Source organism: Paraburkholderia bryophila (assembly GCF_013409255.1).
Lineage (GTDB): Bacteria > Pseudomonadota > Gammaproteobacteria > Burkholderiales > Burkholderiaceae > Paraburkholderia.
In genome coordinates, this window is the sequence record NZ_JACCAS010000001.1 from 4,214,249 (window position 1) to 4,240,084 (window position 25,836).

Consider the following 25,836-nt stretch of genomic DNA (forward strand, 5'->3'; position numbering starts at 1 on the left):
TTAGAAACGATATTAATTGCTTGAATTAACCCGGTTTGGTGATCAATGGACAGCCCGCTCGATACCGCGCTTCTCCTTACGTTCGTTGTGGTCGCCGATGCCCGGAGCTTCACCGGCGCCGGTCGCCGGCTGCACTTGAGTCAATCCGCGGTGAGCGCCCAGGTGGTTCGTCTCGAGGAACAGATCGGACGCGCGCTTCTCGTGCGCAATACGCGTCGCGTCGCGCTCACGGAGCATGGCCAGACGCTGCTCGGCTACGCTCGGGCCATGCTCAATCTCAGCGAAGAAGCCAGAACCCGATTGGGTGCGGGCGATGCCTACGGCGGAAAGCTGCGCATTGGCGCATCGGAGGATTTCGCGGGCGGATGGCTGCCCGACGCGATGCGCCGTTTTAGCGCCGCGCGCCGTGGATTGCTGCTGGATTTAACCGTCGACATTGGCGACAGTCTGTTTAGACGGCACGCGAATGGCGATTTCGATCTGGTGATCGGCAGCCGGTGCTCTTCGTCAAATGCCGGCACAACGCTTTGGCGAGAGCCGCTCGCCTGGACGTTTGCCCGTCATGAGCCGCTTCCCGAAGGCGATGTGCCATTAGCGTGTTTTCCCGATCCGTGTCCGTTTCGGGAGGCGGCCGTCAAGGCGCTCGCATTGGCCGACATGCCGTATCGCATTGCGTGCGAAAGTCCGAGTGTGATGGGCATTCGGGCATTCGCCCGAGCTGGTATTGCCATCGCACCCGTGCCGCGTAGCGTGATCGACGACGAACTCCGCGAACTCGGTGTGAGCGAAGGTTTGCCGGAACTGCCGGATATTGAATTCGTCATGATGTACGACGCGGAGAAGCCCGCTGCGGTGGAATTCGCCGAGGCGATTTTCCAGGAAGTCGATGTTCGGATGGGGGCTGGGAAACGCGGTTTGGTCGCTGCGAAAAATGCTTAGGCTTAGCGCCGCAAATGCGCTAATCACGTGTGATACGAAGATAGGTTCGCCAGTGCACAGAAGGTGTTCAGGCGTTGATTTAAAAGGTGAGGTGTTGCTGGCCAAAGACCAATGATTGCTTTGCAATATTCGCGCGATAAACCGAATGGGGACGAGCGGCATGGACGAGCTCGACTATCGCGAGTTTAGTGCCGAGGCCAGAGGGGTGCTGGCCTTGGGACCCGCACGTTTTCGAAAAATCTTCACGGCGGGAATTGTGTTAGCCATCTTCGGCGTGGCGATTCTTTTACCTCATGTTGCTAGTCATCCCGGTCCCCACACCACCCTACGCCAGTAAATCTCGCGATCCAGTCAGGTCCACTGGTTACCGAAAGCCATGACCGTTCGCTACCTGCACATCCCGATAGCAATCAGAACCTCCACGGCTCAATTCCGGAAATAGCAATTATCCCTTGCGAAGAAAGCGCTTAATTATTCACGACCGTTTTCCTAGACTAGCTGTGCGGTGATCTATGGTTTGCTCCACGTCTACGTCTGCGACTACGAGGGGCGAACGAGTTCGATCGCCACGAATCAGGCCGACAACGACCGCCGCGCAGAACGGCGAATAGGTCGTTTACGCCGCAATTCGAGTCCAAATCAAAAAGGAGCGGGACATGATCAAGACAACTAGCACATTAATCGCGGCTGTCGCCGCGCTCACGCTGTCGGCCGGTGCTTATGCGCAGAGCAACAACACGCTGGCGACGCCGAGCACCACATCGCCGGCCGCTGCAACAACAAGCGGCTACGGCACACCTGGCGCGGTCAACTCGGAAAGCGGCACGAGCGCCGGGTCACCGAACTCGGGTCTGTCGAATGGATCGAGCAATAGTGCGGCGTCCCTGACCAACCTTCCGGGAAGCCACAACACGCTGGCGACCCCGAGCACCGTATCGCCGGCTGCTCAATAACAAGGATGACGGCGACGTCGTAGGGCCATCCAGGTCGACTTGCACTTCACTCAATCGAAATGCTTGCCTACCTCGTCGAGCACGACGTCGTTATCACTGGCACCCATATCCCAGCTAGCCGCGCAGCGAGAATATGCGAGGCTCATGTGTACGACATGCCGCCTGCCGCAAACGGCGATCGGTATCGCTCGGTCCACCTCGTTTAATCTCCGTCACGCGTCGAACCGACACGGCCGCCGTCTGTCTTAACTCAAAGACTGAGCATCATTTTCTGGCCCGTTGATCGGCTACCCTCCAAAGCAGCCACTCCACGGCGTAGGGATCATTTCATTGGTGATTGAAATGACAAAGAACTTGTCCGTCGTGCTGTACGTTGCGGTGATGATCGCCGCAGTCGTTGGCGTGGATGTACTGTTCTTCAAGGATCGATTCTGGGCACGGCTGATGGTGAACGTCGGCATTGTCCTGGTGTTCGCCGCTTTCTATCTGAGATTCTTTAAAAGCCCGTAAACAGCGCGTTGCGGCGCCGGCACGTTCTATCCAGTGCAAAAGGAATACCACCGCACTACTTGTTCAGCCCGCCCAAGCCCGATTACACTGCGCAGACCTTAACTCTTTCTGAAAAAGGAGGTAAATATGGTTCTGCTTGTGTACCCGATGATGTTGGTACATTGGTCCAGCACATTTGCCTGCTCTCACCTGCGTTCCATCGCGCTGCGATAACCTGGTCAGAGCAAAGCCCACTCCATCTAGTCGAGTTCTTTCTCGATTCCATTGTTGTCGCCAGCGCTCCTGTTGACAGGGACAAACACGTCCCGCAGAAACGAGAGCAAAAGCATGACAACCCTGATTTCCGCACTTTCCGTGCAATTGGAAAGCGGCCACGGCCCGCTATTCCACGACCTTTCCTTTACCGTAAAACCAGGCGACCGCATTGGTCTATTGGGCCATAACGGCTGCGGCAAAAGCAGCTTGCTCGGCGTATTGGCCGGCAGCCGTGAGCCGAGTGCCGGGAGCGTGCAATATGCCGGACAGTGCCGCCTGCAACACGTCGAGCAACATCTGCCGTCACGGCTGGCTAACCTGACGGCGCGCGAGGCGCTTCTGGAGGCGATAGACAAACAGCCGGAACAACATTGGCGAGTCGACAGTCTGCTGAACGAACTGGCATTACCTGAAGCCGCCGATACCCCGGTGGCCAGCCTGAGCGGCGGTCAGCATACGCGCCTGCTGCTGGGGCGAGCCGTGTTGCAAGAGCCTAATCTGCTGTTACTGGACGAACCCAGCAACCATCTGGACCTGCCGTCGCTGCTGTGGCTGGAGGATTTTCTGGGACGTTGGCAGGGCGGTTTCATTCTCGTGTCGCATGATCCGCGGCTGTTGGATACGGTCAGTGACAAGAGCTGGATCCTGCGCGATCGGCAGTTGTACAGTTTCGATTTGCCGTGCAGCCAGGCATTAATCGCATTGGCCGAAGCCGACGCAGCTGCGCAGTCGCGCCATGCCGGCGAGCAAAAGGAAATCGACCGGTTGACCGCCAGCAGCAAACGCGTCGCTATCTGGGGGCGCGAGCATGACAATGAAAAGCTGTTGCGTCAGGCCAGGAACATCCAGCGGCGCGCCGATAAGCTGAAAGACGATCAGACCTTCGTCAGTCGTGGCAGTCCGTGGTGCCTGACATTACAGGGGAGGCCGCTGGCCGCCGACAGTCTGCAGGCATTCGAAGGCCTGCAGGTACGCGCGCAGTCCGACCAGCCCGTGTTGTTCGAGCTGGACGCGCTGTGGTTGCGGCCGGGTGACAAGGTCGCGCTTCTGGGCAGCAATGGCGCGGGCAAGTCTTCGCTATTGCGTCAGTGCTGGAGCGACGTGCAGGCAGGCGAGACACGGGCCGGCTGGCGCTATCATCCTGCGGCGCGTATCGCTTACTACGATCAGTCGCTGCGTCAACTGGCCGACGAAGCGACGCTAGCCGACGCCCTCTACAAGTTCGCGCCGGTTGGCGACAGGGAGCGACGGCAGGCCCTGATCTCGGCGGGGTTTGCTTATTCGCGACACGGCCAGAAGGTGGCCACGCTCAGCGGCGGTGAGCGCGCGCGGTTGCTGTTCCTGGCGCTGTCCATGGCGAGCTATCACTTGTTATGGCTCGATGAACCGACCAATCACCTGGATCTGGACGGCAAACGTGAACTCGCGGCAGCGCTAGCTGCGTTCGCCGGTGGCTTTCTGCTGGTTTCGCACGATCGGGAACTGATCGAAAGCAGTTGCAACCGTTTCTGGGTAATCAGTAATGGTTGGGTTCAGGAATGGCCGGATGCCGCAAGTGCCTATCAGCGCCTGTTCGCCACTGGTGACAAGGTGCGATCCGTAGCTGCTCCGGCTGCACTGCCCGATCTGGTTGCGCAGTCCGCTTTCGCTAGTGACGAGGCTGAAGTGCAGTGGCAGCGCTGGTGCCAATTGGAAGCGTGGCTAGAGATGGACCGGGCGCGTAAACCGAAGCATCAAAAGTCTCATTTGCAGCAGGAGTGGCAGCAGGAGATGCGGCGATTGGAGGAATCGTTGGGCCTGTAAAACCTGAGTGAAAAATCCCCTCGGAACCCGTCTGGTGAATGGCGCAATTTCTGTCGATACCAGAAGGGTTCTTTCAGGGGCCAGCGGCCAGGTTGGCGGTCCAACTGTTCTCCCCCGAATTCGTCCAGTCGGCATCATTCGGCCACGATTCATTTGCTACACTGAATCAGCCAACCCACCTGTTGTTCAGGGCTTGGTTCGACCCTGACGGTGGCTACCTGACGATGAATCCACGTTGCCCGTTTTGACGGCTTCAACGCGTGAGTCCTTCATCGCGGGACATGAAATCGTGCGGAGGTGTTGCCATGCAGGAAGAGCAATTGCGTGAAGCCTTGAATGCGCACTGGCGCGCATCGGCGGCGGGCGATCTGGACGCGGAGCACGCCATTTACGCTGACGACGCCATCTGCGACTATCCCCAATCCGGCGAGCGAATTCTCGGCCGATCCAATTTGCAGGCACTGCGCGGTCATCATCCCGACAAGCCATCCGGATTCGACGTCAGGCGAATTCAAGGCGAAGGCAATCTGTGGGTCACGGAATACGAGATCACCTATAACGGCCGAGCGTTCTGGACGGTCAGCATCATGGAGTTTCACGACGGCAAGGTCGTCCACGAGACCCAATATTTTTCGGATCCGTTTGAAGCGCCGAGTTGGCGTAAGCAATGGGTTCAGCAGACTACGTGATGTTCAAAGGCGGTCGATAGGCCGCCTGTTTATTGCAGCGCCACAAATCGATCTGCGATTGCTTTTGCTGCTTCAGCGAGCGCCTTGCGGGCCTTCGCGTCTCCGCTAATCCCACGCCTCGTGCAAATTAAGCCCCTCAATGTCGTTTGAGTGCCGTTTGAATGTCGTTTCACGGCGCGTCGCTGACGCCCGACCCATGCGGCTTCCCACTGACTCACCGCAGCGATTCAAACGCTTGATCGTTTGGTGAGCGTCCTCCAGAAATCTTGTCGGCAGCGCGCTGACAAATCAAGACAATCAGGTCAAAGGCGCGCGGCGTCGGCTTGGTGTTTAAAGCCGCCATCAGCGCGACGAATCATGCCCCAGCCGACGCGCGCGAGACGCGTCGCGGCCTCAGGAGGAGACATCGTGAAACAGAGACGCGTAACAGGCGAAGCGGCCGCGAATGGGCGGCGCGTGATGGAGTTGAATGGACCACGGTCGCAACCGTCGCGAAGAGCAGGGCTAGCGCGAGCGTGGTGCGCACCGATTGGCGTCGGCGTCGCGTTGTTGACCGCCGCGTTGCTGATGTCCGCTTGCGCCGATGCGAGTTCGAGCACGACCGAGACGTCGTCCACTCCGGCGAAACCCACCAGCGCATCGATGAGCGCGGCGAGCGCAACTGGCAATGCCGTCACCGCAACGCCGTCTCAAGACCCGGCCCTTACCACCGCCGACACCTCGCACGGCACCGCCGCCCAACCCGCTTCATCCGCACGCCCGTCACTCGAACTCGCGAAAGCCAAACAACTCGCCGCCGAACAGAGCATCGCCGAGCGCCTACCGTCAGCCAGCGGCATGACCGAAAAACGTACCCGCCCGCTAACTCTGCGCGATTCCGGTATCGACGGTTCGCTGATGTTCGCGCGCGAAGTCGACTTCCGTGTCACCGGCGACATCGGCTTCATGATCCACGACATGGCCGCGACGCTGAGTCCCGCGCATCCCGGCCAGCCGATCGTATTCGACGACCCCACCAGCGTGACGATCAACGTGCACCGCGGCGACGTCACACTCGACAGCGCGAAGCTCACCGCGATTTTCGACCGCTATCTGTTCCAGTACCAGGGCTCGCCGCTGCGCAACATGCGGGTGGTGCCGCAAGACGGCGGCAGCTTGCGCATTACGGGCGAGATGCATCGCGAGACCTGGGTGCCGATCGTGCTGAGCGGCGCCTTGTCGATGCGCAACGCCAACGAACTCGTGTTCCATGCCGATCACGTCGAAGTTGCCGGTGTCGGCGCCGACAAGCTGATGCAGGCCGCGCACGTCAAGATGGCCGACCTGCTGAAAGTCGACACGCCGATCGCACGTCTGGACGGCGACGACGTGGTGATGCAGGTCGCCAAACTGACGCCGCCGCCCGCGTTGCGCATGACGATCACGCACATCGACACGAGCGCGGCCGGCGTGCGCTTCACGCTGGACGACCACACGGTGCCGAAAATCGACTGGCCCGCGACGATGCCCACCCGCGGCATGCTGGTGCAGGGCGGCGACGTGAAATTCATGCGGTCGATGCCGATGAACATCGACATGGCGATCACGCCGCTCGACGCCAACGCGCCATTCGTGCTGGACCTGTACCACTACCGCGACCAGATGGCGGCCGGCTATCTAACCTTCGACGAAGCGGGCGCGCTGGACGTGCATCTGCCTTCCTATTCGACGCTCGCCAGTGCAAGTGCCAGCACCGCCGCTGCCAACGACACACCGCTGCAAACGGGCAGCGCCGGCGCACGCTTCAACGACAGCTTCATCCGCGCGCAACAGGCTTCGCTCGCTCAAGCTCGACTGGTGTGGCAACACCTGCCGCAGACCTTGAGGACCGCCTCGGTCGCACGCGCAATTCCGGTCGGCACACGCGCGGCATTTAGCGGCCAAAGCCTGGCGACGCCCGGTTCAGCGTTCACCGACGAACGTCATTCGCCGGGCGTCGCGCCGTTGATTCACGTCGAGAACGTCGACTTCTACGTAGCAGGGCGGATCGGTTTTCATGTGCGATCGCTGGACGCGCAGATGGTGCCGAAGCATCCGGGCCAACCCGTCGATCTCGACGATCCGGATCAGTACGACATTCATATCATCGGTGGCGAAGTGGTCGAACCCTGGCCGGCCATGGCGGCGCTGTTCAACGACTACCTGCTCGACTACGAGCCGCGTTCTCTAAACGATCTGCAGTTGAGACCCGTCGACGGCAAGCTCGAAGTCACGGGCGGCATCAAGTTGTGGAATCACTTTCCCGGCGTGTGGCTGCCGACCACGATGAGCGGCACGATCGTCGCGAAGGACGAACGGCATCTCGTGTATGAACCTACCTCGGTGAAAGTGCTGGGCGTGCCGCAGGCGGGCTTGCTGCGCGCGCTGGATATTCCGCTGGCGTCGCTGACACCGTTCACGCGCAAGGGCGTCGCGTTGAAGGGCAACGAACTGGTGTTCGACCAGTACACGGTGTTTCCGCCGCCGGTGCTGCAAGGGCGCCTTGCCAGCGCGACGGTGAGCAACGAAGGTCTCGTGCTGAAATTCAAGCGTGACGGCGCGATTGCCGCCGCGCGCCCGCCGGCGAATGCGGGCAAGAGTTTCGTGTGGATCGAATCCGGCGACGTGAAGATGTTCAATTCGCTGGTGACGAATACGAGAACTTTCATCAAGGACAGTTCGAACCCCGGTGTGATGAAGTTCGATCTGTACGGTTATCGCCGCGACGTGTCCAAGGGAACGGTGCGAATGGGCACCGACGGCGGCCTGAACGTCGACCTGGCCACGAGAAAGTAGCGAACGTCACGGCGTGTCACGACGCGTCAAGGCGCGCCGCGACGCCAAACGCTCAAGCGTCTTTATTGATGATCCATTCATGCGCCGGGTCGTTGCGGAAATGCCAGACCCGTTGGCCGCCGGCCATCACGTTCAGGTAGTACGAGTCGTAACCATACGGCACGATCACCGGATGGTAGCCACGCGGCACCATCACCACATCGTGATTTTCCACGGCCATCGATTCGTCGATATCGCGCATGTCGGTGTACACGCGCTGAAACGCGAAGCCTTGCGGCGGATTCAACCGATGGTAGTAAGTCTCTTCGAGCGAGCTCTCGTGCGGCACATTGTCGGTGTCGTGCTTATGCGGCGGATAGCTCGATGCGTGTCCGCCCGGCGTTCTGACTTCGACCACCAGTAACGACTCCGCCTGCTCGGTCTGCGGAAGAATATCGCACACGTAACGCGTATTGAGCCCTTTGCCGCGCGTGGAGCGCTTCATCGAAGCCGGTTCGATCAGCCTTGCCGGAAACTTGCCCTTGGCCGGCGCGCTCGCCACGCCGATCTCCGCTTCGCGATTGGCGCGTACAGTCGCGCGCACGCCCGGCGGCAAATACACCGCATACGGCGCGGCGTCTTCGAACACGTTGTCGCGCGAACCGAGCGCGGTCCACGTGGTGTCCGCGGTTTCGATATCCACCGCGCCGGTCAGCACGACGATACACATCTCGCGCGCGGCTTCGAGCACATGCACGACTTCGTTCTCGCCCAACCGGTAAGCGGCGAATCCCACGTACCGCCAGCACGCCGACTCCGGCGTGACCCGCGCGATCGTCTGGCCGTCGCGCTGCGCCTTCACCAATAAACTCATGCTGCCTCCTGATCCGCGCTGCCCATGCCGTCGAGCGGCGCATCCACCAACGCGCGCAACGTGCGATAACCCTTCTGCGCGTACTCGAACGACGGCGCGACCACCGGGTCCTGTTCCGCTTCGACCACCAGCCAGCCGCGATAACCATGACGCTTCAAGCGTTCGATGATCGCCGGGAAATTCACCGCGCCGTCGCCCGGCACCGTGAACGCGCCAGCAATCACCGCGTCGAGAAAACTCCAGTTGCGATTGCGTGCGAGCTTCATCACGGCGGGGCGCACGTCCTTGCAATGCACGTGGCACACGCGGCCGATGTGTTTGTCGAGCACCGCCAGCGGATCGCCGCCGGCAAACGTAATATGCCCGGCGTCGAACAACAGGCCGACGGCGTCGCTCGTGCGCGCCATCAACTGATCGACGTCGGCGGATGTTTCGACATACGCGCCCATGTGATGGTGATAAGCCAGCCGCACGCCACGGCTTAACGTATAGCGCGCGAATTCATCGACACGCGCCGCGTATGCCGCCCACTGCGCGTCGCTGAAAAAACGCGGCCGTTGATACAGCGGCTGCGGCGCACCCTGAATCGAATCGGCGACTTCGCCGTACACCATCGCCGTCGCGCCATTTTGTGCGAGCAGTTCCAGATGCGGGCCGACCGACGCGATTTCGTCTTCCACGCTGCCGCGCGCGAGGCGGCCGGAATACCAGCCGGACACGAGCGCGAGATCGTATTGCGCGAGCAATGTCTTCAGCGCCTGCGGCTCGCGCGGAAACTTGTTGCCTAGTTCGAAGCCCTGATAGCCGATCTGGCGGCCTTCCGTCAGCGCCAACTCGAGCGGCGTCTCGCCGCCGAGCGAAGGCAGATCGTCGTTCATCCACGATAACGGGTTGATGCCGATACGTACGTCGAAAGCAGTCATGCGGACGTCCTTATTCGTTGTCGGGTTGGGCAGCGTGCTCGCCGGTGTCGGCCGATTCGGCGCGGGCCGCGAGCTGCGCGTCGTATTTCGCGCGCGCGTCGCGCACGGCGGGGCGCGCCGACACTTCGGGCACGGCGACTTCCCACCACCAGCCGCCTTCGTCGGTGGTGCGGGCCGGATCGGTGTCGATACTGATCACGTAAGTGCGATCCGCAGCGCGCGCGCGTTGCAGCGCGACTTCCAGTTCAGCGATATTCGCGACGTGTTCGGCTTGCGCGCCGAGGGCTCGCGCATGCGCGGCGAAATCAATTTGCGGTGCGCCGAGCGGACCTTGCATGCAGTCCTCCAGCAGGTTGTTGAACGGTGCGCCGCCGCACGCCTGTTGCAGGCGGTTGATGCAGCCGTAGCCGCGATTGTCGAGCACGACCACGATCAGCTTCGCGCCGATCATCACCGAGGTCGCGATCTCGCTGTTCATCATCAGATAGCTGCCGTCGCCGACCATCACGATCACTTCGCGCGCCGGTCGCGCGAGCTTCGCGCCGAGGCCGCCGGCAATCTCGTAGCCCATGCACGAATAGCCGTATTCGACGTGATACGCGCCCGGTTTGCCGGCGCGCCACAGCTTGTGCAATTCAGCGGGCAGGGTGCCCGCCGCGCACACGACGATGTCGTTCGCCGCGGACCCCGGACTCGAACGCTGGATCGCGCCGATCACGTCGCCTTCATAGGGCAGCACGCTGTCGCGTTGCGGCGCATGCGTGAGCGTGGTCACCGCGTCGCGCCAGCTCGCTGCGAGTTTGTGCGCGCGCGCGGTCCAGGGGCGTTCCGCGTGCCAGCCTTGCAGCGGTTCGGTGAGTGCGTCGAGCGCGAGACGCGCGTCGGCTTCCACGACGAGCGCGCGATGCTTGAGGCCGTCGAACGCGTTGGCGTTGATCGCCACCACGTCGGCCTGGGTGAACAGCGTATTCGAACCGGTGGTGAAGTCCTGCAGGCGCGTGCCGATGGCGAGCACGCAGTCGGCGTCGTGCGCGAGCGCGTTGGCAGCGGGCGAACCCGTCACGCCCAGCGCGCCCGCGTTCAACGGATCGTTCCACGCCAGCGAGCCTTTGCCCGCCTGCGTTTCCGCGACCGGAATACCATGCACGGTGGCGAAGCGGTGCAGCGCGTCGGTGGCGTGGCCGTAGAGCACGCCGCCGCCCGCGACGATCAGCGGCCGTTTGGCGCGCCGCAAATGCGCGACGGCGACTTCGATCTCGTCGATACGCGGCGTCGGCGCATGAAAGCGGACGATGCGCGGCTCGAAAAACTCCGCCGGGAAATCCCACGCCTGCGCCTGCACGTCTTGCGGCAACGCGAGCGTGACGGGACCGCACAACGCGGCGTCGGTCAGCACGCGCACGGCTCGCGGCAGCGCATTCAGCAATTGCGCCGGATGCACGATCCGGTCGAAATAGCGCGACACCGGCTTGAGCGCGTCGTTGGCGGACACGCCGCCATCGTGAAAGTCTTCCACCTGTTGCAGCACCGGATCCGGCGCACGCGACACGAAGATGTCGCCGGGCAGCAGTAACACCGGCAGACGGTTCACATGCGCGAGTGCCGCCGCCGTCACCAGATTGGTGGCGCCCGGTCCGATCGAGGTCGTCACGGCCATCATGCGGCGGCGGAAATGCGCTTTCGCGAAGGCAATCGCGCTGTGCGCCATGGCCTGTTCATTGTGGGCGCGCAGCGTCGGAAATTCCTCGCGATGCTGGTACAGCGCCTCGCCGATCCCCGCAACGTTGCCATGCCCGAAGATCGCGAAGACGCCGCCGAATAGCGTCTCGGTGCCTTTGCCGTCTTCAGTGGGCACGCGTTGCGCGGCGAGGTAGCGGACCAGCGCCTGCGCGGTCGTCAGGCGGATCGTGCCGGACACCGCAGGGCGTGCCTGGGTGGCGTCGTTGGCGGACGCCGTGTCGTGATGCATTACGCGCTGGTTCATGCGGCCTGCTCCTGATGAACGCGGCTCGACGCGCCGTGCTGCGTGGCGTTTGCGCCACGCGTCGCGCGCCACGACGCGATCAGCGTTTCGAACGTGCGGCGCACGCGCGCGATCAGTTCGTCGTCGCCGATTTCATTGGCGAGCCACGCATGGCTCGGCTCGTGAAAGATCGTGCGGCCGACGGTAAAGCCGCGACACGTTGCCGATTGCGCGGCGGCGCGAAACCCCTCGTTCAACTGCTCGACACCCGCCGACAAACCGAGCAGCACCACGCCACGGCAATACGGATCGCGTTCGGCGATCAGCGCGTCGACGGCCTGCCATTGCGCGGCGTCCATCGGTTCGAGTTTCCACCACTCCGGATAGATGCCGATGTTGTACAGCCGCTTCAACGCGCGATACACAATGTCCGGCTCCTGCGGCAGCGACGCGTGCTTCGGTGGAATCACTTCGAGCAGCAGTTCATGGCCGCTTGCCTGGGTCGCGTCGTACAGCGCGCGCAACTGCGCTTCCTGTTCGAGACGTTGTTCGATGGGCTCGTCCGGATGGAACTGCACGAGGCACTTGGCGATATGGTCTTGCGGCCACGGAATCAGCGAGGTGCCGATCGAGCGGCCGTGATCGAACACCAGCGGCACGGAGCCGGGCAGTTCGACCGGACGGCCGATCCACCATCCGCGTCCGGTGGCGGCGTTCAGCGCATCCTGGCCATAACGGTCGTCGATCAATACGCCGATGCGGTTCTGCAAGCCCAGCGCGCTTTCCGTCTGCGCAACGGCTTCGACGAACAGGCCTTTCAGTTGCGCAATGCGCGCTTCGTCGGCGCCGGTTTGCTGCGCGAGTTCGAAGAACTGGTTGCGATGATCGAACGCGAAGCCGAGCACTTCGTCCCATTGTTTGCGGGCCGGCGAGACGCGATGCAAACGTGCCAGCGTTGCGTCCCGATCCGGACGGCGCATACGTTGCGGGTCGGTTTTCGCTTCGCGCAGGAAGTAGTCGAGTTCGGCCGGCGTCGGCATGGCCGGCGCGCAACCGTGTCGCGACACCACTAGCGCGCCGCTCGCGTTTGCGGCGCGCGCGCAGGCTTCGAGCGGTTGATCGCGCAACCATCCGGAGAGGAAGCCGGACGCGAACGCGTCACCCGCGCCGAGCACGTTCAGCACTTCGACTTCCACGCCGCCATGTATGGGCAGTTCATCGAGCGAGGCGGGCACCTTGCCTTCGATGATCTGGCAGCCCATCGGTCCGCGCTTGAGCACCAGCGTGGCCGGTGTGACGGCGCGCACCATCGCGAGTGCGTCGACCAGTTCGGTCTTGCCGCCGGCAATGCGGAATTCTTCCTCGGTGCCGATCACCAGATCGAACAGCGGCAGAATCCGCTGCAAATGCGCGGTAACGCCTTCACTCGCCACGAAGCGGGTTTCGCCGTCCGCTTTGCCCGTGAGGCCCCACAACACCGGACGGTAGTCGATATCGAGCACCGTGCGTACCTGGTTGCGGCGCGCGTAATCCAGCGCGCGGCGGCTCGTGCGGTTCACCTGTTCGGTGGAGAAGTGCGTGCCGGTAATCAGCAGCGCTTTCGACGACGCGATGAATGCCTCGTCGAAATCCGCTTCGTCGACGGCCATATCGGCGCAGTTCTCGCGGTAGAAGATCAGCGGGAACGTATCGCGGTCTTTCAGGCCGAGCAGCACGAGCGCGGTCAGGCGTTCCTGATCGACGCGTACATGACTGACGTCGCAACCTTCTTTAGTGAGCGTCTCGGTGAGAAAACGGCCCATGTGATCGTTGCCGACGCGCGCCAGCATCGCCGAGGCGAGGCCGAGCCGCGCGCAGCCGAACGCGATATTCGCCGACGACCCGCCGAGATACTTCGCGAAGCTCGACACGTCTTCGAGCCGCGCGCCGACCTGCTGCGCGTACAGATCGACGGCGAGCCGGCCGAGGCAGACGATGTCGCGCGTGCGGCCCGGCGCGAAGCGGCCGGTGGTCGAACCCGAACCCGACGCCGGGCCGGACGGGTTAGCGCTGAGAGTGCTGGAGTGAGCCATGAATAATCCTGAATAACTGAGCGTGGGATTCGGCGCCGCGGCACCGGGGCCCACACGAATAAATCAGATCCAATCAGATCGTCGCGCCTTCGAGTTCGCCCATCATCTTCTGCATCTCGGCGCCGCCGGCCATCATGTCGAGCACTTCGTCCTTGCTGATGGTGTCTTTCGTGAACGTGCCGAGCGATTTGCCGCGATTGAGCAGCGTGAACGAATCGCCGATCGGATACGCGTGGTGGACGTTATGCGTGATGAAGATCACCGAAATACCTTTGGCGCGCGCCTTGTGAATCAGCTTCAGCACGTTGAAGCTCTGCTTGACGCCGAGCGCGGCAGTCGGTTCGTCGAGAATCAGCACGCGCGCGCCGAAGTGAATGGCACGCGCGATCGCCAGACACTGTTTCTCGCCGCCCGACATCGTGCCGATCGGCTGATGCGGGTCGCGCACGTTGATGCCCATTTCCGCGAGCTTGTCGCGCGCGGCGGTGGCGCAGTGTTCGAGGTCCATCACGTTGATGAAGCCGAGCAGCTTTTTCTGCGGCTCGCGTCCCATGAAGAAATTGCGCGCCACCGACAGCAGCGGCACCAGCGCGAGATCCTGATAGACGGTAGCGATGCCGAGATCGAGCGCATCTCTCGGCGACGTGAAGCGCACCGGTTTGCCATCTACGAGATACGTACCTTCGCTCGGCTGATGCACGCCGGCGAGCGTCTTGATCAGCGTCGACTTGCCCGCGCCGTTGTCGCCGAGCAGGCAATGCACTTCGCCGCGCCGCAGCTTGATGTTGATGTCCTTCAACGCGATGATGTTGCCGAAATAGCGGCTGACATTTTCCAGCGACAGGATGTAGTCGCCTTCGGTCTGTTCGAGGGTGCTCATCGTGAACTCCGTGCCGTAGCGAGAATTGGCGAGGTTTAGCGGGAGGCCGCGACGCGGCTACGCACGTAGTGGTTGAACAGCACGGCGAACAGCAGCATCACGCCGAGGAACACGCGGAACCAGTCCGAGTCGACGTTCGTGTAGGTAATGCCGATCTGCACGACGCCGAAGATCAGCGCGCCGAAGCAGGCGCCGATCACCGAGCCGTAGCCGCCGGTGAGCAGCGTGCCGCCGATCACCGCGGCGATGATCGCTTCGAATTCCGCCTGCAAACCGCGGTCGGCCGCGGCCGAGCCGATGTCGCACACCTGCAGCACCGCATACAGGCACGAGCAGAACGCGGTCAGCACAAACAGCGAGATCTTCACGCGCCGTACCGGCACGCCGACGTTCTTGGCCGCGTTGGCGTCGCCGCCGACGGCAAAGATCCAGTTGCCGAAACGGGTCCGTGCCAGCACGAACGCGCAGACGATCGCCAGACCGAGCCACCACAGCAGCACCTTGGGAATACCGGGCACGAGCGGCACGCCGCTGTCGAGCATTTTCACCAGACCGATATGGCCGAGCCAGGTGAACAGGCCTTTGAACGCGACACCCTGAAACAGCGTGTGGGCCAACCAGTCCTGGCGCGCGACGTCGCCGACACCGGAGATGATCGTGCGGTCGGCAAACATCACGGACAAGGCCAGCGTGAGGCCGCGCAGAATGAACAGGAACGCCAGCGTGACGATGAACGACGGCAGCCGCGTGCGCATCACCAGATAGCCGTTGAGCGCGCCGAGCAGCATCGAGCCGGCGAACGCGAAAATGATCGCGAGCCAGATCGGCCAGTGGAAGTACATGGTGGGCAGCGCGACCATCATGCCGGCAAAGCCGATCATCGAGCCGATCGACAGATCGAATTCGCCGGCGATCATCAGCACGCACGCGCCGACCGCGATCAGACCCAGATAGGCCGCGACTTGCGACCAGTTCATCACGCCGTCGAGATTGAACATGCCCGAGTTGCCGGCCGCCAGGCCGAACACGATAAACACCATCGCGGTGCCGGCGAGCGCCGCGAACTCCGGGCGATTCAGCAGATGCTTGAACCACGATTCGCGGCGTACGCGTTCGTCGGCACTAGCGGCCGTTGTGGTGCTGGCCTGTCCGGTCGGGTCTTGCGGATCGGTCGGCGGCTGCTTGCGGGGATGGGGATGAAAAATGTTGGCGACACCCATTTGAAGCTCTCCTTGATACGCCGGCGGGCGACTGATCGTCGGCAACCCGTGCGGCGTTTGAAGCAAAGTAAATGCGGCGAATAGTGGCGGCCTGTCGCGTCGGTCTGTGCGGCACGCCGGTGCAGCGCGACGAGGCTGCACGTCAAACACAACGGGCGGGCGAGTGCCGGCCGGGCCGAGTCGATCCGGCCGGTCCCCGCTTGATTGTTGTTGGCCGCGAGCGGGGCGATCGTCGTGATCGCGGTGCTCGCGGCGGGTTCAGGCTATGCGTGGCTAAGCGGATTACCGGCTTAGCGGTATTGCCCCGCGTACTTCAGCACCTTGTCGACGTTAGCCTTGGTGATGAAGCCCGGGCCCGAGCCGATATTGCGCGGCCCATACGAAGGTGCAAGGCCGTAAGTGGCGAGCCGTTCCTTGAACTTCGGATTGGCCTGCAGGATCTGGCGGATCTTCGCCGGGTCGGTGGTGTGGTCCTTCTTCACGATCGCCAGCACGGCGACCGGGATATAGCCCTGCAAGTACGGTTGCTGATCGATCGCGAACTGGATCGTGCCGTCCTGGATCGCCTTCGCGATGTCGCTGTCGAAGTCGAACGTAGCGAACCAGAGCTTGCCCGCGAGGCCCATTTGTTGCAGCGCCTTGATGGTCGGATCGGCCGACAGCGGACCGAGTGCGAGCACCGCCTGCGTGTCCGGATGATTGCGCAGATACGCGCTCACCTTGGACTGCACGCCGGTCGGGTCCTGACCCGCGTCGAGCGTGGAGGTTTTGAAGTCGACGCCGAGCGCATCGGCGAAACCACGGCAGCGTTCGAACGAAGCCGGATTCGTCGCGTAGTGGTTCACGCACAGGAACGACTTGATGCCCGCGGCCTTCGCTTTCTGGCCCGCCGCTTTGCCGGCCGCGTATTCAGGTTGGCCGACGTGCATGATCGCGCCGAGCTGCGCGCTTTGCTCTTCGGTGCCGGAGTTGATCGTGACGAGCGGAATGTGTTTCTGCGTGACCTTGGCGATCGAACTCTTCAGCACGTCGAAGTCGGCGATCGAGACGATCACGCCGTCGTAGTTGCGCGCCGCAGCCTGTTCGACCAGCCGCGCCATGTCGGCGATGTCGCCGTTCGGCGGATTGCGGTAATCGGTCTCGACGTTGAAGTCCTCGTCGGCCTGTTTGATCGCGTTCTTGATGGTGTTCCACCACGAATCGGAATCCGGCGCGTGGCTGATCAGCACGAAATGGGCGTCAGCCGCGCGGGCGGCCGAGGCCGCGCCGAATCCCGTCGCCAACGTCAATGCCGTCACCAGAATCCTGAGCGCACCCTTGCCCTTGCAAAGTCTCATTGTCTCCACCTTTCTCGGTCTGTCGTTATTGAAGGGAGCGTCTGGCGGGCGGCTTTCCGTTCACATACAGCGCAGTGCAGTTCAGCTCGACGCCATCGCTCACGACCAAGATTAGGCCATCTTCCTGAGCGTTGCAATGAAAATTTCATGACAAATAAAAATAGAAAATACGTTCCATTTGATGGGGTGGCTGCCTATAATCGGCAGCGTCAGGACGCCGTGTGGCGGGCTTCACAGGCCGATACCGCACTGCAATAAAGCACCCGAGAGAGAGCCATGGCGGAAGAGAGCACCGAAGAATTGCCGAGCGTCGAAGAATTGATGCAGCGCATCGCGGAAAACTACGAGGCGCTGCCGCGTCAGTTGAAGAACGTCGCGACATATATCGAACAGCACCGCGCGAGCGTGATGGTGGATCGCACCAGCGACATTGCCGCGAGTTGCGGCGTGCATCCGTCGGCGGTGGTGCGGTTTGCGCAGCGCTTCGGGTTCTCCGGCTTCTCGGATCTGCAGACGGTGTTTCGTCAGGCTTACACGGGGCAGGGCAGTTCGTCGCCGAGTTATCAGCAGCGCATTCGCAAGCTGATCGACGAGAAGCCGGGTGCGTTGTCGGGCGGTTCGGTGGCGCGGGAATTTATCGCGGCGTCGCGCGGCGGGCTGGAAGAACTCGAAGCCGGCCTCGACGATGCGCAGTTCGACGCCGCCGTGAAGATGCTGCAGCAGGCCGACAACATTTACGTGATCGGCGTGCGGCGTTCGTTTCCGGTGGCGAGCTACATCGTCTATGCGTTGCAGCACACGCCCAAGCGCGTGCATCTGGTGTCCGGCTTCGGCGGCATGTACCGCGAACAGATTCGCAGCGTGAAGAAGGGCGACGTGGTGATCGCGATCAGCTTCGCGCCGTACGGCAAGGAAACGCAGTATTGCTTGCGCGTCGCGCATCACCATCAGGCGAAAACGCTGGTGATTACGGACAGCCAACTGTCGCCGCTGTCCCGTTACGCGACCACCCAACTGTATGTGAAAGAGGGCAGTGCGTTCGCGTTCCGCTCGCTGACCAGCACGATCTGTTTGTGCCAGGCGTTATTTATCGCGCTCGCGTACAAGCTCGAATTGAACGTTGAAGAATCCAAAGACACTGGAGGATACGATGACTGAGGCGGTAAAGACGATCGATGTAGCGGTATTCGGCGCGGGACGCATCGGTAAGATTCATGCGGCCAATCTCGCGCGGCAGCCGGGCGTGCGGCTCAAGTACGTGGTCGACGTGAATCGCGAGGCCGCCGCGGCGCTCGCCGCCGAGCATGGCGCGCAGGTGGCGGATATAGACGGCGCGATGGGCGATGCGTCGATCGGCGCGACGGTGATCTGTTCGAGCACGGACACGCATGCGGATCTGATTCTGAAATCCGCCGCGCAGAAGAAGCACGTGTTTTGCGAGAAGCCGGTCGATCTCACGCTGGAGCGCGCGCGGGCTTGCGCCGACGCGGTAGAGCGTGCGGGCGTGGTGTGCATGATCGGTTTTCAGCGCCGCTTCGATCCGACGTTTTCCGCGTTGAAGGCGCGTATCGACGCGGGCGAAATCGGCACGCCGGAGATGCTGGTGGTGACGAGCCGCGATCCGGGTGCGCCGCCGGTCGACTACATCCGGCATTCCGGCGGCATCTTCAAGGACATGCTGATTCACGACTTCGACATCTTCCGCTGGATTCTCGACGATGAAGCCGACACGCTGCACGCCACCGGCAGTTGCCTGACCGACCCTGCGATTGCCGAGGCGGGCGACATCGATTCGACGGCGGTGACGATCCGCACGAAGCGCGGCCGCTTGTGCCAGATCAACACCGCGCGGCGTGCCGCGTATGGCTACGACCAGCGTTTCGAAGTGCTCGGCAGCACCGGCATGCTGCAGGCGGGCAATGTGCGGCCGACTGAAGTCACGGCGTATTCGAAAACCGAAGTGTCGAGCGATGTGCCCGAAGCGTTTTTCCTCGAACGTTACCGTGCAGCGTATGCGCTTGAAATCGCGCATTTCTTCGATGCGGTGACGCGTGGCAAGCCGGTACGCACGACCGTCGCCGATGGTTTGAAAGCGCTTGAACTCGCCGACGCCGCCACGCGTTCGTGGCGCGAGGGCCGTGTGGTCAAACTCGGCGAGGCGTTGTGATGAGCGCGGACACGGGGCGGCTTCGGCTTGGCGTGGTGGGGTTGGGGCGGCTGGGCAAGCGCCATGCGGAGAATCTTGCGTACCGGGTGCCGGGGGCTTCGCTGGTGGCCGCTTGCAGTCCGGTGGAAGAGGAGCGTGCGTGGGCGCGTGAGGCGCTGCCCGAGCCGCGGCTTTATAGCGATTACGCCGAGTTGCTGGCGGATCGCGATGTGGATGCGGTGTGGCTGGTGACGCCGTCGTCGTTGCACGCGCAACAGATTATCGATGCGTTGCAGGCTGGCAAGCATGTGTTTTGCGAGAAGCCGTTGTCGCTGGATCTGGCGGAATGCGAGCGGGTGCTGGCCGAGGCGGCGCGGTATCCGCATTTGCAGGCGACCATAGGGTTTATGCGGCGCTTCGATCCGAGCTATCGGGATGCGTTCGACAAGATCGAAGCGGGCGCGATTGGGCGGCCGTTTCTGGTGCGATCGCAGACGACGGATCAGAACGATACCGATGGGTTTTTTGTGCGTTTCGCGGCGACGTCGGGCGGGATTTTTCTGGATTGCACGGTGCACGATATCGATGTCGCGCGGTGGCTGTTGGGGAGTCCGCGTGCCACGCGGGTGTTTGCTGCGGGGGCGGTGGCATTGCATGAGGGGTTGCGGGAGTTTGGCGACGTTGATAATGGCGTCGCGATTTGTGAGTTTGAAGGTGGCAAGCTTGCGGTGTTTTATGCGTCGCGGACGCAGGCCCATGGGAACGATAGTCATAGCGAAGTGATCGGCACGGCCGGGGCGTTGGCGATTGGGCGGAATCCGTCGGTGAATCGGGTTGAGATTTATGATCGATCCGGGATCCGGAATGAGTGCACGCCGACGTTTTTTGATCGGTTTGAAGAGGCGTTTCTGGTTGAGGCCAGGGAGTTTGTTGCCGCTGTGCGGGGGGGAAGTGGCTGCGGCGCTACGCTTGCCGATGCGGTTGAGGCTACGCGGATTGGGGGGGCGTTGAGGGAGTCGCTTCTGAGCGGGCAGGCTGTGGTTTTGTAGGGTTTGGGTTTTGGCCTGCTCGGCGCTTGGGGTGTGTTCGCTGTGGTGTTGGCCTTTCCTTGTTTTCGCGGTGGTCTATTGGCGTTCCCCCTGTGCGGGGGGCACCTACTTTTCTTTGCCTGCCGCAAAGACAAGTAGGCAAAAGAAAGCGGCTCACACCGCTAATTCTGAAGCGGGTCCCTCGCGCAGCCACGCCAGTGGCTCATCTGGAATCCGTGCCCCCGCACACTCCGCGCTCGTGACAAAGGCGTCATCCTTCCGGCGGCGCTGCGCGCGCCGTAGCGGTCGTTCACCAAAACATCGAGGCTTTGCGTGTCGTGGCGGATGGTTACCAGAACGTCGGGGTGTTGTGGGCAACGCCGAATTCAACATCATTTTTTCGTGCGCGGAGGCGAAGCCGACGGCTCCCCCCGCGCGCAGAAAAACCACGGGTTCGAGGCGAACCGTTCCGGCGAGCGCGTAGCGCGAGGCGGGAGGAATGACGGCCTTGTCACGAACGCGGAGTGTGCGGGAGCACAGATTCCAGATGCACCACTACCTGCGGCAGCCCACGGGCCCCGCTTAAGAATTAGCGGTGTGAGCGGCTTTCTCTTGCTGACTTCTCTGTGCCGCGGCAAAGAGAAGTTAGTGCCGCCCCGCACAGGGGGCAACGCTAATAGACCACCGTGACATCAAGGAAAGGCCAAAGCAACAGGCACAGGGGCAACGCTAATAGACTACCGAGCCAACGCAATAAGAGCACAACCCAAGCGCCGCAAAGGCCAAAACCTACCCCAAAAATCCCACCACCTTAAGCCCCGCTTATAATCAAAGATTCCACGCATCCACCAGCAGAAAGCCCCATGAGCGAGACCCCGAGCGACACCACCGCCACCGACACCCTCTCCAAGAGCTTCGAACCCCACACCATCGAAGCCCACTGGGGCCCGGAATGGGAAAAACGCGCGTACGCCGCGCCCTCATTCGACGGGAACAAGAAAGACTTCTCGATCCAGCTGCCGCCGCCGAACGTCACGGGCACCCTGCACATGGGCCACGCCTTCAACCAGACGATCATGGACAGCCTCACCCGCTATCACCGCATGCTCGGCGAAAACACCCTGTGGGTGCCGGGCACCGACCACGCGGGGATCGCCACGCAGATCGTCGTCGAACGTCAACTCGACGCGCAAGGCGTGTCGCGCCATGACCTCGGCCGCGAAAAATTCGTCGAACGCGTCTGGGATTGGAAGCAGGAGTCCGGCTCGACCATCACGAATCAGGTCCGCCGCCTCGGCGCTTCGATCGACTGGTCGCGCGAATACTTCACGATGGACGACAAAATGTCGACCGCCGTGCGCGACGTGTTCGTCCGCCTGTATGAACAAGGCCTGATCTATCGCGGCAAACGCCTCGTCAACTGGGACCCGGTGCTGATGACGGCCGTGTCCGATCTCGAAGTGGTCAGCGAAGAAGAGGACGGCTTCCTCTGGCATATCCAGTACCCGCTCACCGACGGCTCGGGTCATCTGACGGTCGCGACCACCCGTCCGGAAACCATGCTCGGCGACACCGCCGTGATGGTCCATCCGGAAGACGAACGCTACGCGCACCTGATCGGCAAGACGGTCACGCTGCCGCTGTCGGGCCGCGAAGTGCCGGTCATCGCCGACGACTACGTCGACCGCGAATTCGGCACCGGCGTCGTCAAGGTCACGCCCGCGCACGACCAGAACGACTATGCGGTCGGCCAGCGCCACAACCTGCCGATGATCGAAATCCTCACGCTCGACGCGAAGATCAACGACAACGCGCCGGAAAAATACCGCGGCCTCGACCGTTTCGACGCCCGCAAGCAGGTCGTGGCGGACCTCGACTCGCTCGGCGTGCTCGAATCGGTCAAGAAGCACAAGCTGATGGTGCCGCGCGGCGACCGCACGAGCGTGATCATCGAGCCGATGCTGACGGATCAATGGTTCGTCGCCATGAGCAAGCCGGCGCCGGAAGGCACCTTCAATCCGGGCAAATCGATCGCCGAAACCGCGCTGGACGTGGTCCGCAGCGGTGAGATCAAGTTCGTGCCGGAAAACTGGTCGACCACGTACTACCAGTGGCTCGAAAACATCCAGGACTGGTGCATCTCGCGCCAACTCTGGTGGGGCCATCAGATCCCGGCCTGGTACGGCGAAAACGGCGAGATCTTCGTCGCCAAGACCGAAGAAGACGCACGCACCAAAGCGACCGCGGCCGGCTACACCGGCGCGTTGAAGCGCGACGAAGACGTGCTCGACACGTGGTTCTCGTCGGCGCTGGTGCCGTTCTCGTCGCTCGGCTGGCCGAACGAAACGCCGGAACTGAAGCATTTCATGCCGTCGTCGGTGCTGGTGACCGGCTTCGACATCATCTTCTTCTGGGTCGCGCGCATGGTCATGATGACCACGCACTTCACCGGCAAGGTGCCGTTCGACACGGTCTACGTGCACGGTCTGGTGCGCGACGCCGAAGGCCAGAAGATGTCGAAGAGCAAGGGCAATACGCTCGACCCGATCGATATCGTCGACGGTATCGACCTCGACACGCTGGTCGCCAAGCGCACCACCGGCCTGATGAATCCGAAGCAGGCCGCATCGATCGAAAAGAAAACCCGCAAGGAATTCCCGGACGGCATTCCCGCGTTCGGCACCGACGCGCTGCGCTTCACGATGGCGTCCATGGCCACGCTCGGCCGCAACGTCAACTTCGACCTCGCGCGCTGCGAAGGCTATCGCAACTTCTGCAACAAGCTGTGGAATGCCACCCGTTTTGTGCTGATGAACTGCGAAGGCCACGATTGCGGCTTCGAGCAGCCGGCACAGTGCGGCGAATGCGGCCCGGACGGCCATTTGCACTTCTCGCAGGCCGACTACTGGATCGTCTCGCGCCTGCAACGTGTGGAAACGGAAATCGCCAAAGGTTTCGCCGACTATCGTTTCGATAATGTGACCAACGCCCTATACAAGTTCGTATGGGACGAATACTGTGATTGGTATCTCGAACTCGCCAAGGTTCAGATCCAGACGGGTCAGCCGAACCAGCAGCGCGCCACGCGCCGCACGCTGTTGCGCGTGCTCGAGACGGTGCTGCGCCTCGCGCATCCGGTGATTCCTTTCATTACCGAAGCGTTGTGGCAGAAAGTGGCGCCGTTGGCCGGACGTTATCCCGCGGGCATGACCGAGGGTGAAGCGTCCATCATGGTGCAACCTTACCCAGTTGCCGAGCCTTCGAAGATCGACGAAGACGCGGAACAATGGGCAGCCGATCTGAAAGCGGTGATCGACGCGTGCCGGAATCTGCGCGGTGAAATGAATCTGTCGCCGGCGGTCAAGGTGCCGTTGCTCGCCGCCGGCAACGCGGAGCGCTTGCGTACGTTCGCTCCGTACGCCCAGGCGCTGGCCCGTTTGTCGGAAGTGCAGATCATCGCCGACGAAGCAACGCTGGACGCACAGGCAGATGGCGCGCCAATTGCTATCGTAGGGAATGACAAGCTCGTCCTGAAGGTGGAAATCGATGTCGCCGTGGAGCGCGAGCGTTTGTCGAAAGAGATTGCGCGGTTGAGCACGGAAATCATCAAGTGCAACGGCAAATTGCAGAACGAAAGTTTTGTTGCGAAGGCGCCGCCGGCAGTCGTTGAGCAGGAGCAGAAAAGGCGGACTGAATTCGAAGCCACGGTGGGCAAGCTGCAAGCCCAGCTGGCGCGGTTGCCCGCCTGATCGGGGCTCCGTGTCCGCCCGTGATCAGAGGGTGATCGGGCGGGCAAGGACTGATAGCTAAACCAGAGGACTCAGGGTAATCACATGCTAAAAGTTACAAAAGCGGTATTTCCGGTAGCAGGTCTTGGCACGCGGTTTCTCCCCGCCACGAAGGCGAGCCCGAAGGAAATGCTGCCGATCGTCGACAAGCCGCTGATTCAATATGCGGTGGAAGAAGCCATGGCGGCCGGCATCACCGAAATGATTTTCGTCACGGGGCGCAGCAAGCGGGCCATCGAGGACCACTTCGACAAATCGTACGAAATCGAAGCGGAACTGGAAGCGCGCGGCAAGGACAAGCTGCTGGAGCTGGTGCGCAGCATCAAGCCGAGCCATGTGGACTGCTTCTACGTGCGTCAGCCGGAAGCGCTGGGCCTTGGCCACGCGGTGCTGTGCGCGGAAAAGCTGGTGGGCGACAACCCGTTCGCCGTGATTCTCGCGGACGACTTGCTGTACGGCACACCGCCGGTCATGACGCAGATGATCGAGGTGTTCGACCACTATCACAGCTCGGTGATTGGTGTCGAAGAGATCCCGGCGCAGGAAACCAAGTCGTACGGGATTGTCGACGGCAAGGAGTGGGAAGACTCGATCATCAAGATGTCGGGCATTATCGAGAAGCCTGAGCCGAACGTGGCGCCGTCGAATCTCGGCGTGGTGGGCCGGTACGTGTTGAAGCCGCGTATCTTCGAACATTTGCGCGCGCTGAAGCCGGGCGCCGGTGGTGAATTGCAACTCACGGACGCGATCCAGTCGTTGCTCGCCGACGAACAGGTGCTGGCGTACAAGTATCACGGCACGCGTTTCGACTGCGGCAGCAAGCTGGGCTATCTGAAGGCGACGGTCGAGTTTGCGTTGCGTCACCCGGAAGTGGCCGCTGATTTCGAAGAATATTTGCGTACCCGTTCGCCGGTGCTGGAAGGCTGAACGGGAGTTAGGCGCATTGGCCTGTTCGCAGGTGTGTTTTAGCCTCTCGATAGCATCAGACTGACGTAAAAAAAAGGCGCTGTGCCCCGCAATCGCGGGCACAGCGCCTTTTGTTTGGGCGTTCGGTGCGTGAGTTGCGCCGGCTTAGCGGCGTTTCATCAGGAACGTGAAGACTTTGTCTTGCGTTGAGGTTTCGACGATTTCGTTGCCGGTTTGTTTGGCGAAGGCGGCGAAATCGCGCTGCGAGCCGGGGTCGGTGGCGAGCACTTTGAGAATCTGGCCGCTTTCCATGTCGGCGAGCGCTTTTTTGGCGCGCAAGATAGGCAGCGGGCACAACAGGCCGCGTGCATCGACTTCTTTGTGAATCTGAATTTGCATCGACGATGACCTTCTGGGACGGAGCGTCGCGGTGGGGCGACGCTGGAGGTTCAAATTCTACAGTACGGGTTTTGGGCCTGCTCGGCGGGTTCGTGCTGCTTTGGCCTTTCCTTGAGTTCATGGTGGGCTGTTTGCCAGGCGCCTTGGCCTTTCCTTGAGTTCACGGTGGTCTATTAGCGTTGCCCCTGTGCGGGGCTGCACCTACTTTTCTTTGCCTGCCGCAAAGCAAAGTAGGCAAAAGAAAGCGGCTCAAACCGCCAGCTTATAAGCGGGTCCCCCGCGCAGTCACGGTAGTGGTGCATCTGGAATCCGTGTTCTCGCGCATTCCGAGCCTGTGGCACAGCAGTCATTCTTCCGG

General features: G+C 62.0%; 20 protein-coding genes. 12 read left to right on the forward strand and 8 right to left on the reverse strand.

Features of this window, described 5'->3' with window-relative positions; translation table 11 throughout:
* Window positions 1-45 precede the first annotated feature (45 nt).
* The 7 genes from GGD40_RS18955 to GGD40_RS18985 all read left to right on the forward strand — a co-directional run bounded on the left by GGD40_RS18955 (window position 46) and on the right by GGD40_RS18985 (window position 7,963).
* Window positions 46-939 (forward strand): LysR substrate-binding domain-containing protein, encoded by an 894-nt coding sequence (locus GGD40_RS18955; protein WP_179744539.1) that lies wholly within the window; start codon window positions 46-48, stop codon window positions 937-939.
* A gap of 160 nt (window positions 940-1,099) precedes the next feature.
* Entirely contained in the window at window positions 1,100-1,276 is a 177-nt protein-coding gene (locus GGD40_RS18960) for a hypothetical protein (RefSeq protein WP_179744540.1), read from the forward strand.
* A 319-nt stretch (window positions 1,277-1,595) separates the two neighbouring features.
* Window positions 1,596-1,892 carry a hypothetical protein gene (locus GGD40_RS18965; protein WP_179744541.1) on the forward strand — a complete coding sequence of 99 codons (297 nt, stop codon included), beginning with the start codon at window positions 1,596-1,598 and terminating at the stop codon, window positions 1,890-1,892.
* A 342-nt stretch (window positions 1,893-2,234) separates the two neighbouring features.
* Entirely contained in the window at window positions 2,235-2,402 is a 168-nt protein-coding gene (locus tag GGD40_RS18970; RefSeq protein WP_179744542.1) for a hypothetical protein, read from the forward strand.
* A 327-nt stretch (window positions 2,403-2,729) separates the two neighbouring features.
* Window positions 2,730-4,460: an ABC-F family ATP-binding cassette domain-containing protein gene (locus GGD40_RS18975; RefSeq protein WP_179744543.1), complete on the forward strand. Its 1,731-nt coding sequence runs from the start codon at window positions 2,730-2,732 to the stop codon at window positions 4,458-4,460.
* A gap of 305 nt (window positions 4,461-4,765) precedes the next feature.
* The gene (locus tag GGD40_RS18980) at window positions 4,766-5,149 is read left to right on the forward strand and encodes a nuclear transport factor 2 family protein (RefSeq protein WP_035547032.1); all 384 of its coding nucleotides are present in this window, start codon (window positions 4,766-4,768) and stop codon (window positions 5,147-5,149) included.
* A 567-nt stretch (window positions 5,150-5,716) separates the two neighbouring features.
* A complete protein-coding gene (locus tag GGD40_RS18985) occupies window positions 5,717-7,963 on the forward strand; it encodes a hypothetical protein (protein ID WP_257030525.1) in 2,247 nt (748 codons plus the stop codon).
* Window positions 7,964-8,015: 52 nt separating this feature from the next.
* On the opposite strand, the gene iolB is transcribed toward GGD40_RS18985, so the two are convergent.
* From iolB to GGD40_RS19020, 7 genes are all read right to left on the reverse strand, one after another.
* The gene (gene iolB, locus GGD40_RS18990) at window positions 8,016-8,816 is read right to left on the reverse strand and encodes a 5-deoxy-glucuronate isomerase (protein ID WP_179744544.1); all 801 of its coding nucleotides are present in this window, start codon (window positions 8,814-8,816) and stop codon (window positions 8,016-8,018) included.
* Complete coding sequence (gene iolE, locus GGD40_RS18995) at window positions 8,813-9,739, reverse strand: myo-inosose-2 dehydratase (RefSeq protein ID WP_179744545.1); 927 nt, start codon at window positions 9,737-9,739, stop codon at window positions 8,813-8,815. Before iolE ends, iolB begins: the two co-directional genes overlap by 4 nt.
* 10 nt (window positions 9,740-9,749) lie before the next feature.
* Window positions 9,750-11,723, reverse strand: a complete 1,974-nt coding sequence (gene iolD, locus GGD40_RS19000) for a 3D-(3,5/4)-trihydroxycyclohexane-1,2-dione acylhydrolase (decyclizing) (protein ID WP_179744546.1) — start codon at window positions 11,721-11,723, stop codon at window positions 9,750-9,752.
* Window positions 11,720-13,774: a bifunctional 5-dehydro-2-deoxygluconokinase/5-dehydro-2-deoxyphosphogluconate aldolase gene (locus tag GGD40_RS19005; protein WP_179744547.1), complete on the reverse strand. Its 2,055-nt coding sequence runs from the start codon at window positions 13,772-13,774 to the stop codon at window positions 11,720-11,722. Before GGD40_RS19005 ends, iolD begins: the two co-directional genes overlap by 4 nt.
* Window positions 13,775-13,847: 73 nt before the next feature.
* The gene (locus GGD40_RS19010) at window positions 13,848-14,654 is read right to left on the reverse strand and encodes an ATP-binding cassette domain-containing protein (RefSeq protein ID WP_179744548.1); all 807 of its coding nucleotides are present in this window, start codon (window positions 14,652-14,654) and stop codon (window positions 13,848-13,850) included.
* Between the two features lie 35 nt (window positions 14,655-14,689).
* The gene (locus GGD40_RS19015) at window positions 14,690-15,874 is read right to left on the reverse strand and encodes an ABC transporter permease (protein ID WP_179744549.1); all 1,185 of its coding nucleotides are present in this window, start codon (window positions 15,872-15,874) and stop codon (window positions 14,690-14,692) included.
* 290 nt (window positions 15,875-16,164) lie between these two features.
* On the reverse strand, window positions 16,165-17,211 hold the full coding sequence (locus GGD40_RS19020) for a sugar ABC transporter substrate-binding protein (protein ID WP_035547018.1): 1,047 nt from the start codon (window positions 17,209-17,211) through the stop codon (window positions 16,165-16,167).
* A gap of 276 nt (window positions 17,212-17,487) precedes the next feature.
* On the opposite strand from GGD40_RS19020, the gene GGD40_RS19025 reads away from it, so the two are divergent.
* From GGD40_RS19025 to galU, 5 genes are all read left to right on the forward strand, one after another.
* Window positions 17,488-18,369 carry a MurR/RpiR family transcriptional regulator gene (locus GGD40_RS19025; protein WP_179744550.1) on the forward strand — a complete coding sequence of 294 codons (882 nt, stop codon included), beginning with the start codon at window positions 17,488-17,490 and terminating at the stop codon, window positions 18,367-18,369.
* On the forward strand, window positions 18,362-19,378 hold the full coding sequence (iolG, locus tag GGD40_RS19030) for an inositol 2-dehydrogenase (RefSeq protein WP_179703614.1): 1,017 nt from the start codon (window positions 18,362-18,364) through the stop codon (window positions 19,376-19,378). Before GGD40_RS19025 ends, iolG begins: the two co-directional genes overlap by 8 nt.
* On the forward strand, window positions 19,378-20,406 hold the full coding sequence (locus GGD40_RS19035; RefSeq protein ID WP_179744551.1) for a Gfo/Idh/MocA family oxidoreductase: 1,029 nt from the start codon (window positions 19,378-19,380) through the stop codon (window positions 20,404-20,406). Before iolG ends, GGD40_RS19035 begins: the two co-directional genes overlap by 1 nt.
* 842 nt (window positions 20,407-21,248) lie before the next feature.
* Entirely contained in the window at window positions 21,249-24,134 is a 2,886-nt protein-coding gene (locus GGD40_RS19040; RefSeq protein WP_179744552.1) for a valine--tRNA ligase, read from the forward strand.
* An 84-nt stretch (window positions 24,135-24,218) separates the two neighbouring features.
* A complete protein-coding gene (gene galU, locus GGD40_RS19045) occupies window positions 24,219-25,100 on the forward strand; it encodes a UTP--glucose-1-phosphate uridylyltransferase GalU (RefSeq protein ID WP_179703617.1) in 882 nt (293 codons plus the stop codon).
* A 144-nt stretch (window positions 25,101-25,244) separates the two neighbouring features.
* Here galU and GGD40_RS19050 read toward each other — a convergent pair whose 3' ends face one another.
* Window positions 25,245-25,472 carry a sulfurtransferase TusA family protein gene (locus tag GGD40_RS19050; RefSeq protein WP_105507183.1) on the reverse strand — a complete coding sequence of 76 codons (228 nt, stop codon included), beginning with the start codon at window positions 25,470-25,472 and terminating at the stop codon, window positions 25,245-25,247.
* Window positions 25,473-25,836: the final 364 nt, after the last annotated feature.

Bases quoted from the DNA above. Each gene is read 5' to 3' on its own strand.
- GGD40_RS18955 (WP_179744539.1), top strand. From the start codon at position 46: ATGGACAGCCCGCTCGATACCGCGCTTCTCCTTACGTTCGTTGTGGTC.
- GGD40_RS18960 (WP_179744540.1), top strand. From the start codon at position 1,100: ATGGACGAGCTCGACTATCGCGAGTTTAGTGCCGAGGCCAGAGGGGTG.
- GGD40_RS18965 (WP_179744541.1), top strand. From the start codon at position 1,596: ATGATCAAGACAACTAGCACATTAATCGCGGCTGTCGCCGCGCTCACG.
- GGD40_RS18970 (WP_179744542.1), top strand. From the start codon at position 2,235: ATGACAAAGAACTTGTCCGTCGTGCTGTACGTTGCGGTGATGATCGCC.
- GGD40_RS18975 (WP_179744543.1), top strand. From the start codon at position 2,730: ATGACAACCCTGATTTCCGCACTTTCCGTGCAATTGGAAAGCGGCCAC.
- GGD40_RS18980 (WP_035547032.1), top strand. From the start codon at position 4,766: ATGCAGGAAGAGCAATTGCGTGAAGCCTTGAATGCGCACTGGCGCGCA.
- GGD40_RS18985 (WP_257030525.1), top strand. From the start codon at position 5,717: ATGTCCGCTTGCGCCGATGCGAGTTCGAGCACGACCGAGACGTCGTCC.
- iolB (WP_179744544.1), bottom strand. From the start codon at position 8,816: ATGAGTTTATTGGTGAAGGCGCAGCGCGACGGCCAGACGATCGCGCGG.
- iolE (WP_179744545.1), bottom strand. From the start codon at position 9,739: ATGACTGCTTTCGACGTACGTATCGGCATCAACCCGTTATCGTGGATG.
- iolD (WP_179744546.1), bottom strand. From the start codon at position 11,723: ATGAACCAGCGCGTAATGCATCACGACACGGCGTCCGCCAACGACGCC.
- GGD40_RS19005 (WP_179744547.1), bottom strand. From the start codon at position 13,774: ATGGCTCACTCCAGCACTCTCAGCGCTAACCCGTCCGGCCCGGCGTCG.
- GGD40_RS19010 (WP_179744548.1), bottom strand. From the start codon at position 14,654: ATGAGCACCCTCGAACAGACCGAAGGCGACTACATCCTGTCGCTGGAA.
- GGD40_RS19015 (WP_179744549.1), bottom strand. From the start codon at position 15,874: ATGGGTGTCGCCAACATTTTTCATCCCCATCCCCGCAAGCAGCCGCCG.
- GGD40_RS19020 (WP_035547018.1), bottom strand. From the start codon at position 17,211: ATGAGACTTTGCAAGGGCAAGGGTGCGCTCAGGATTCTGGTGACGGCA.
- GGD40_RS19025 (WP_179744550.1), top strand. From the start codon at position 17,488: ATGGCGGAAGAGAGCACCGAAGAATTGCCGAGCGTCGAAGAATTGATG.
- iolG (WP_179703614.1), top strand. From the start codon at position 18,362: ATGACTGAGGCGGTAAAGACGATCGATGTAGCGGTATTCGGCGCGGGA.
- GGD40_RS19035 (WP_179744551.1), top strand. From the start codon at position 19,378: ATGAGCGCGGACACGGGGCGGCTTCGGCTTGGCGTGGTGGGGTTGGGG.
- GGD40_RS19040 (WP_179744552.1), top strand. From the start codon at position 21,249: ATGAGCGAGACCCCGAGCGACACCACCGCCACCGACACCCTCTCCAAG.
- galU (WP_179703617.1), top strand. From the start codon at position 24,219: ATGCTAAAAGTTACAAAAGCGGTATTTCCGGTAGCAGGTCTTGGCACG.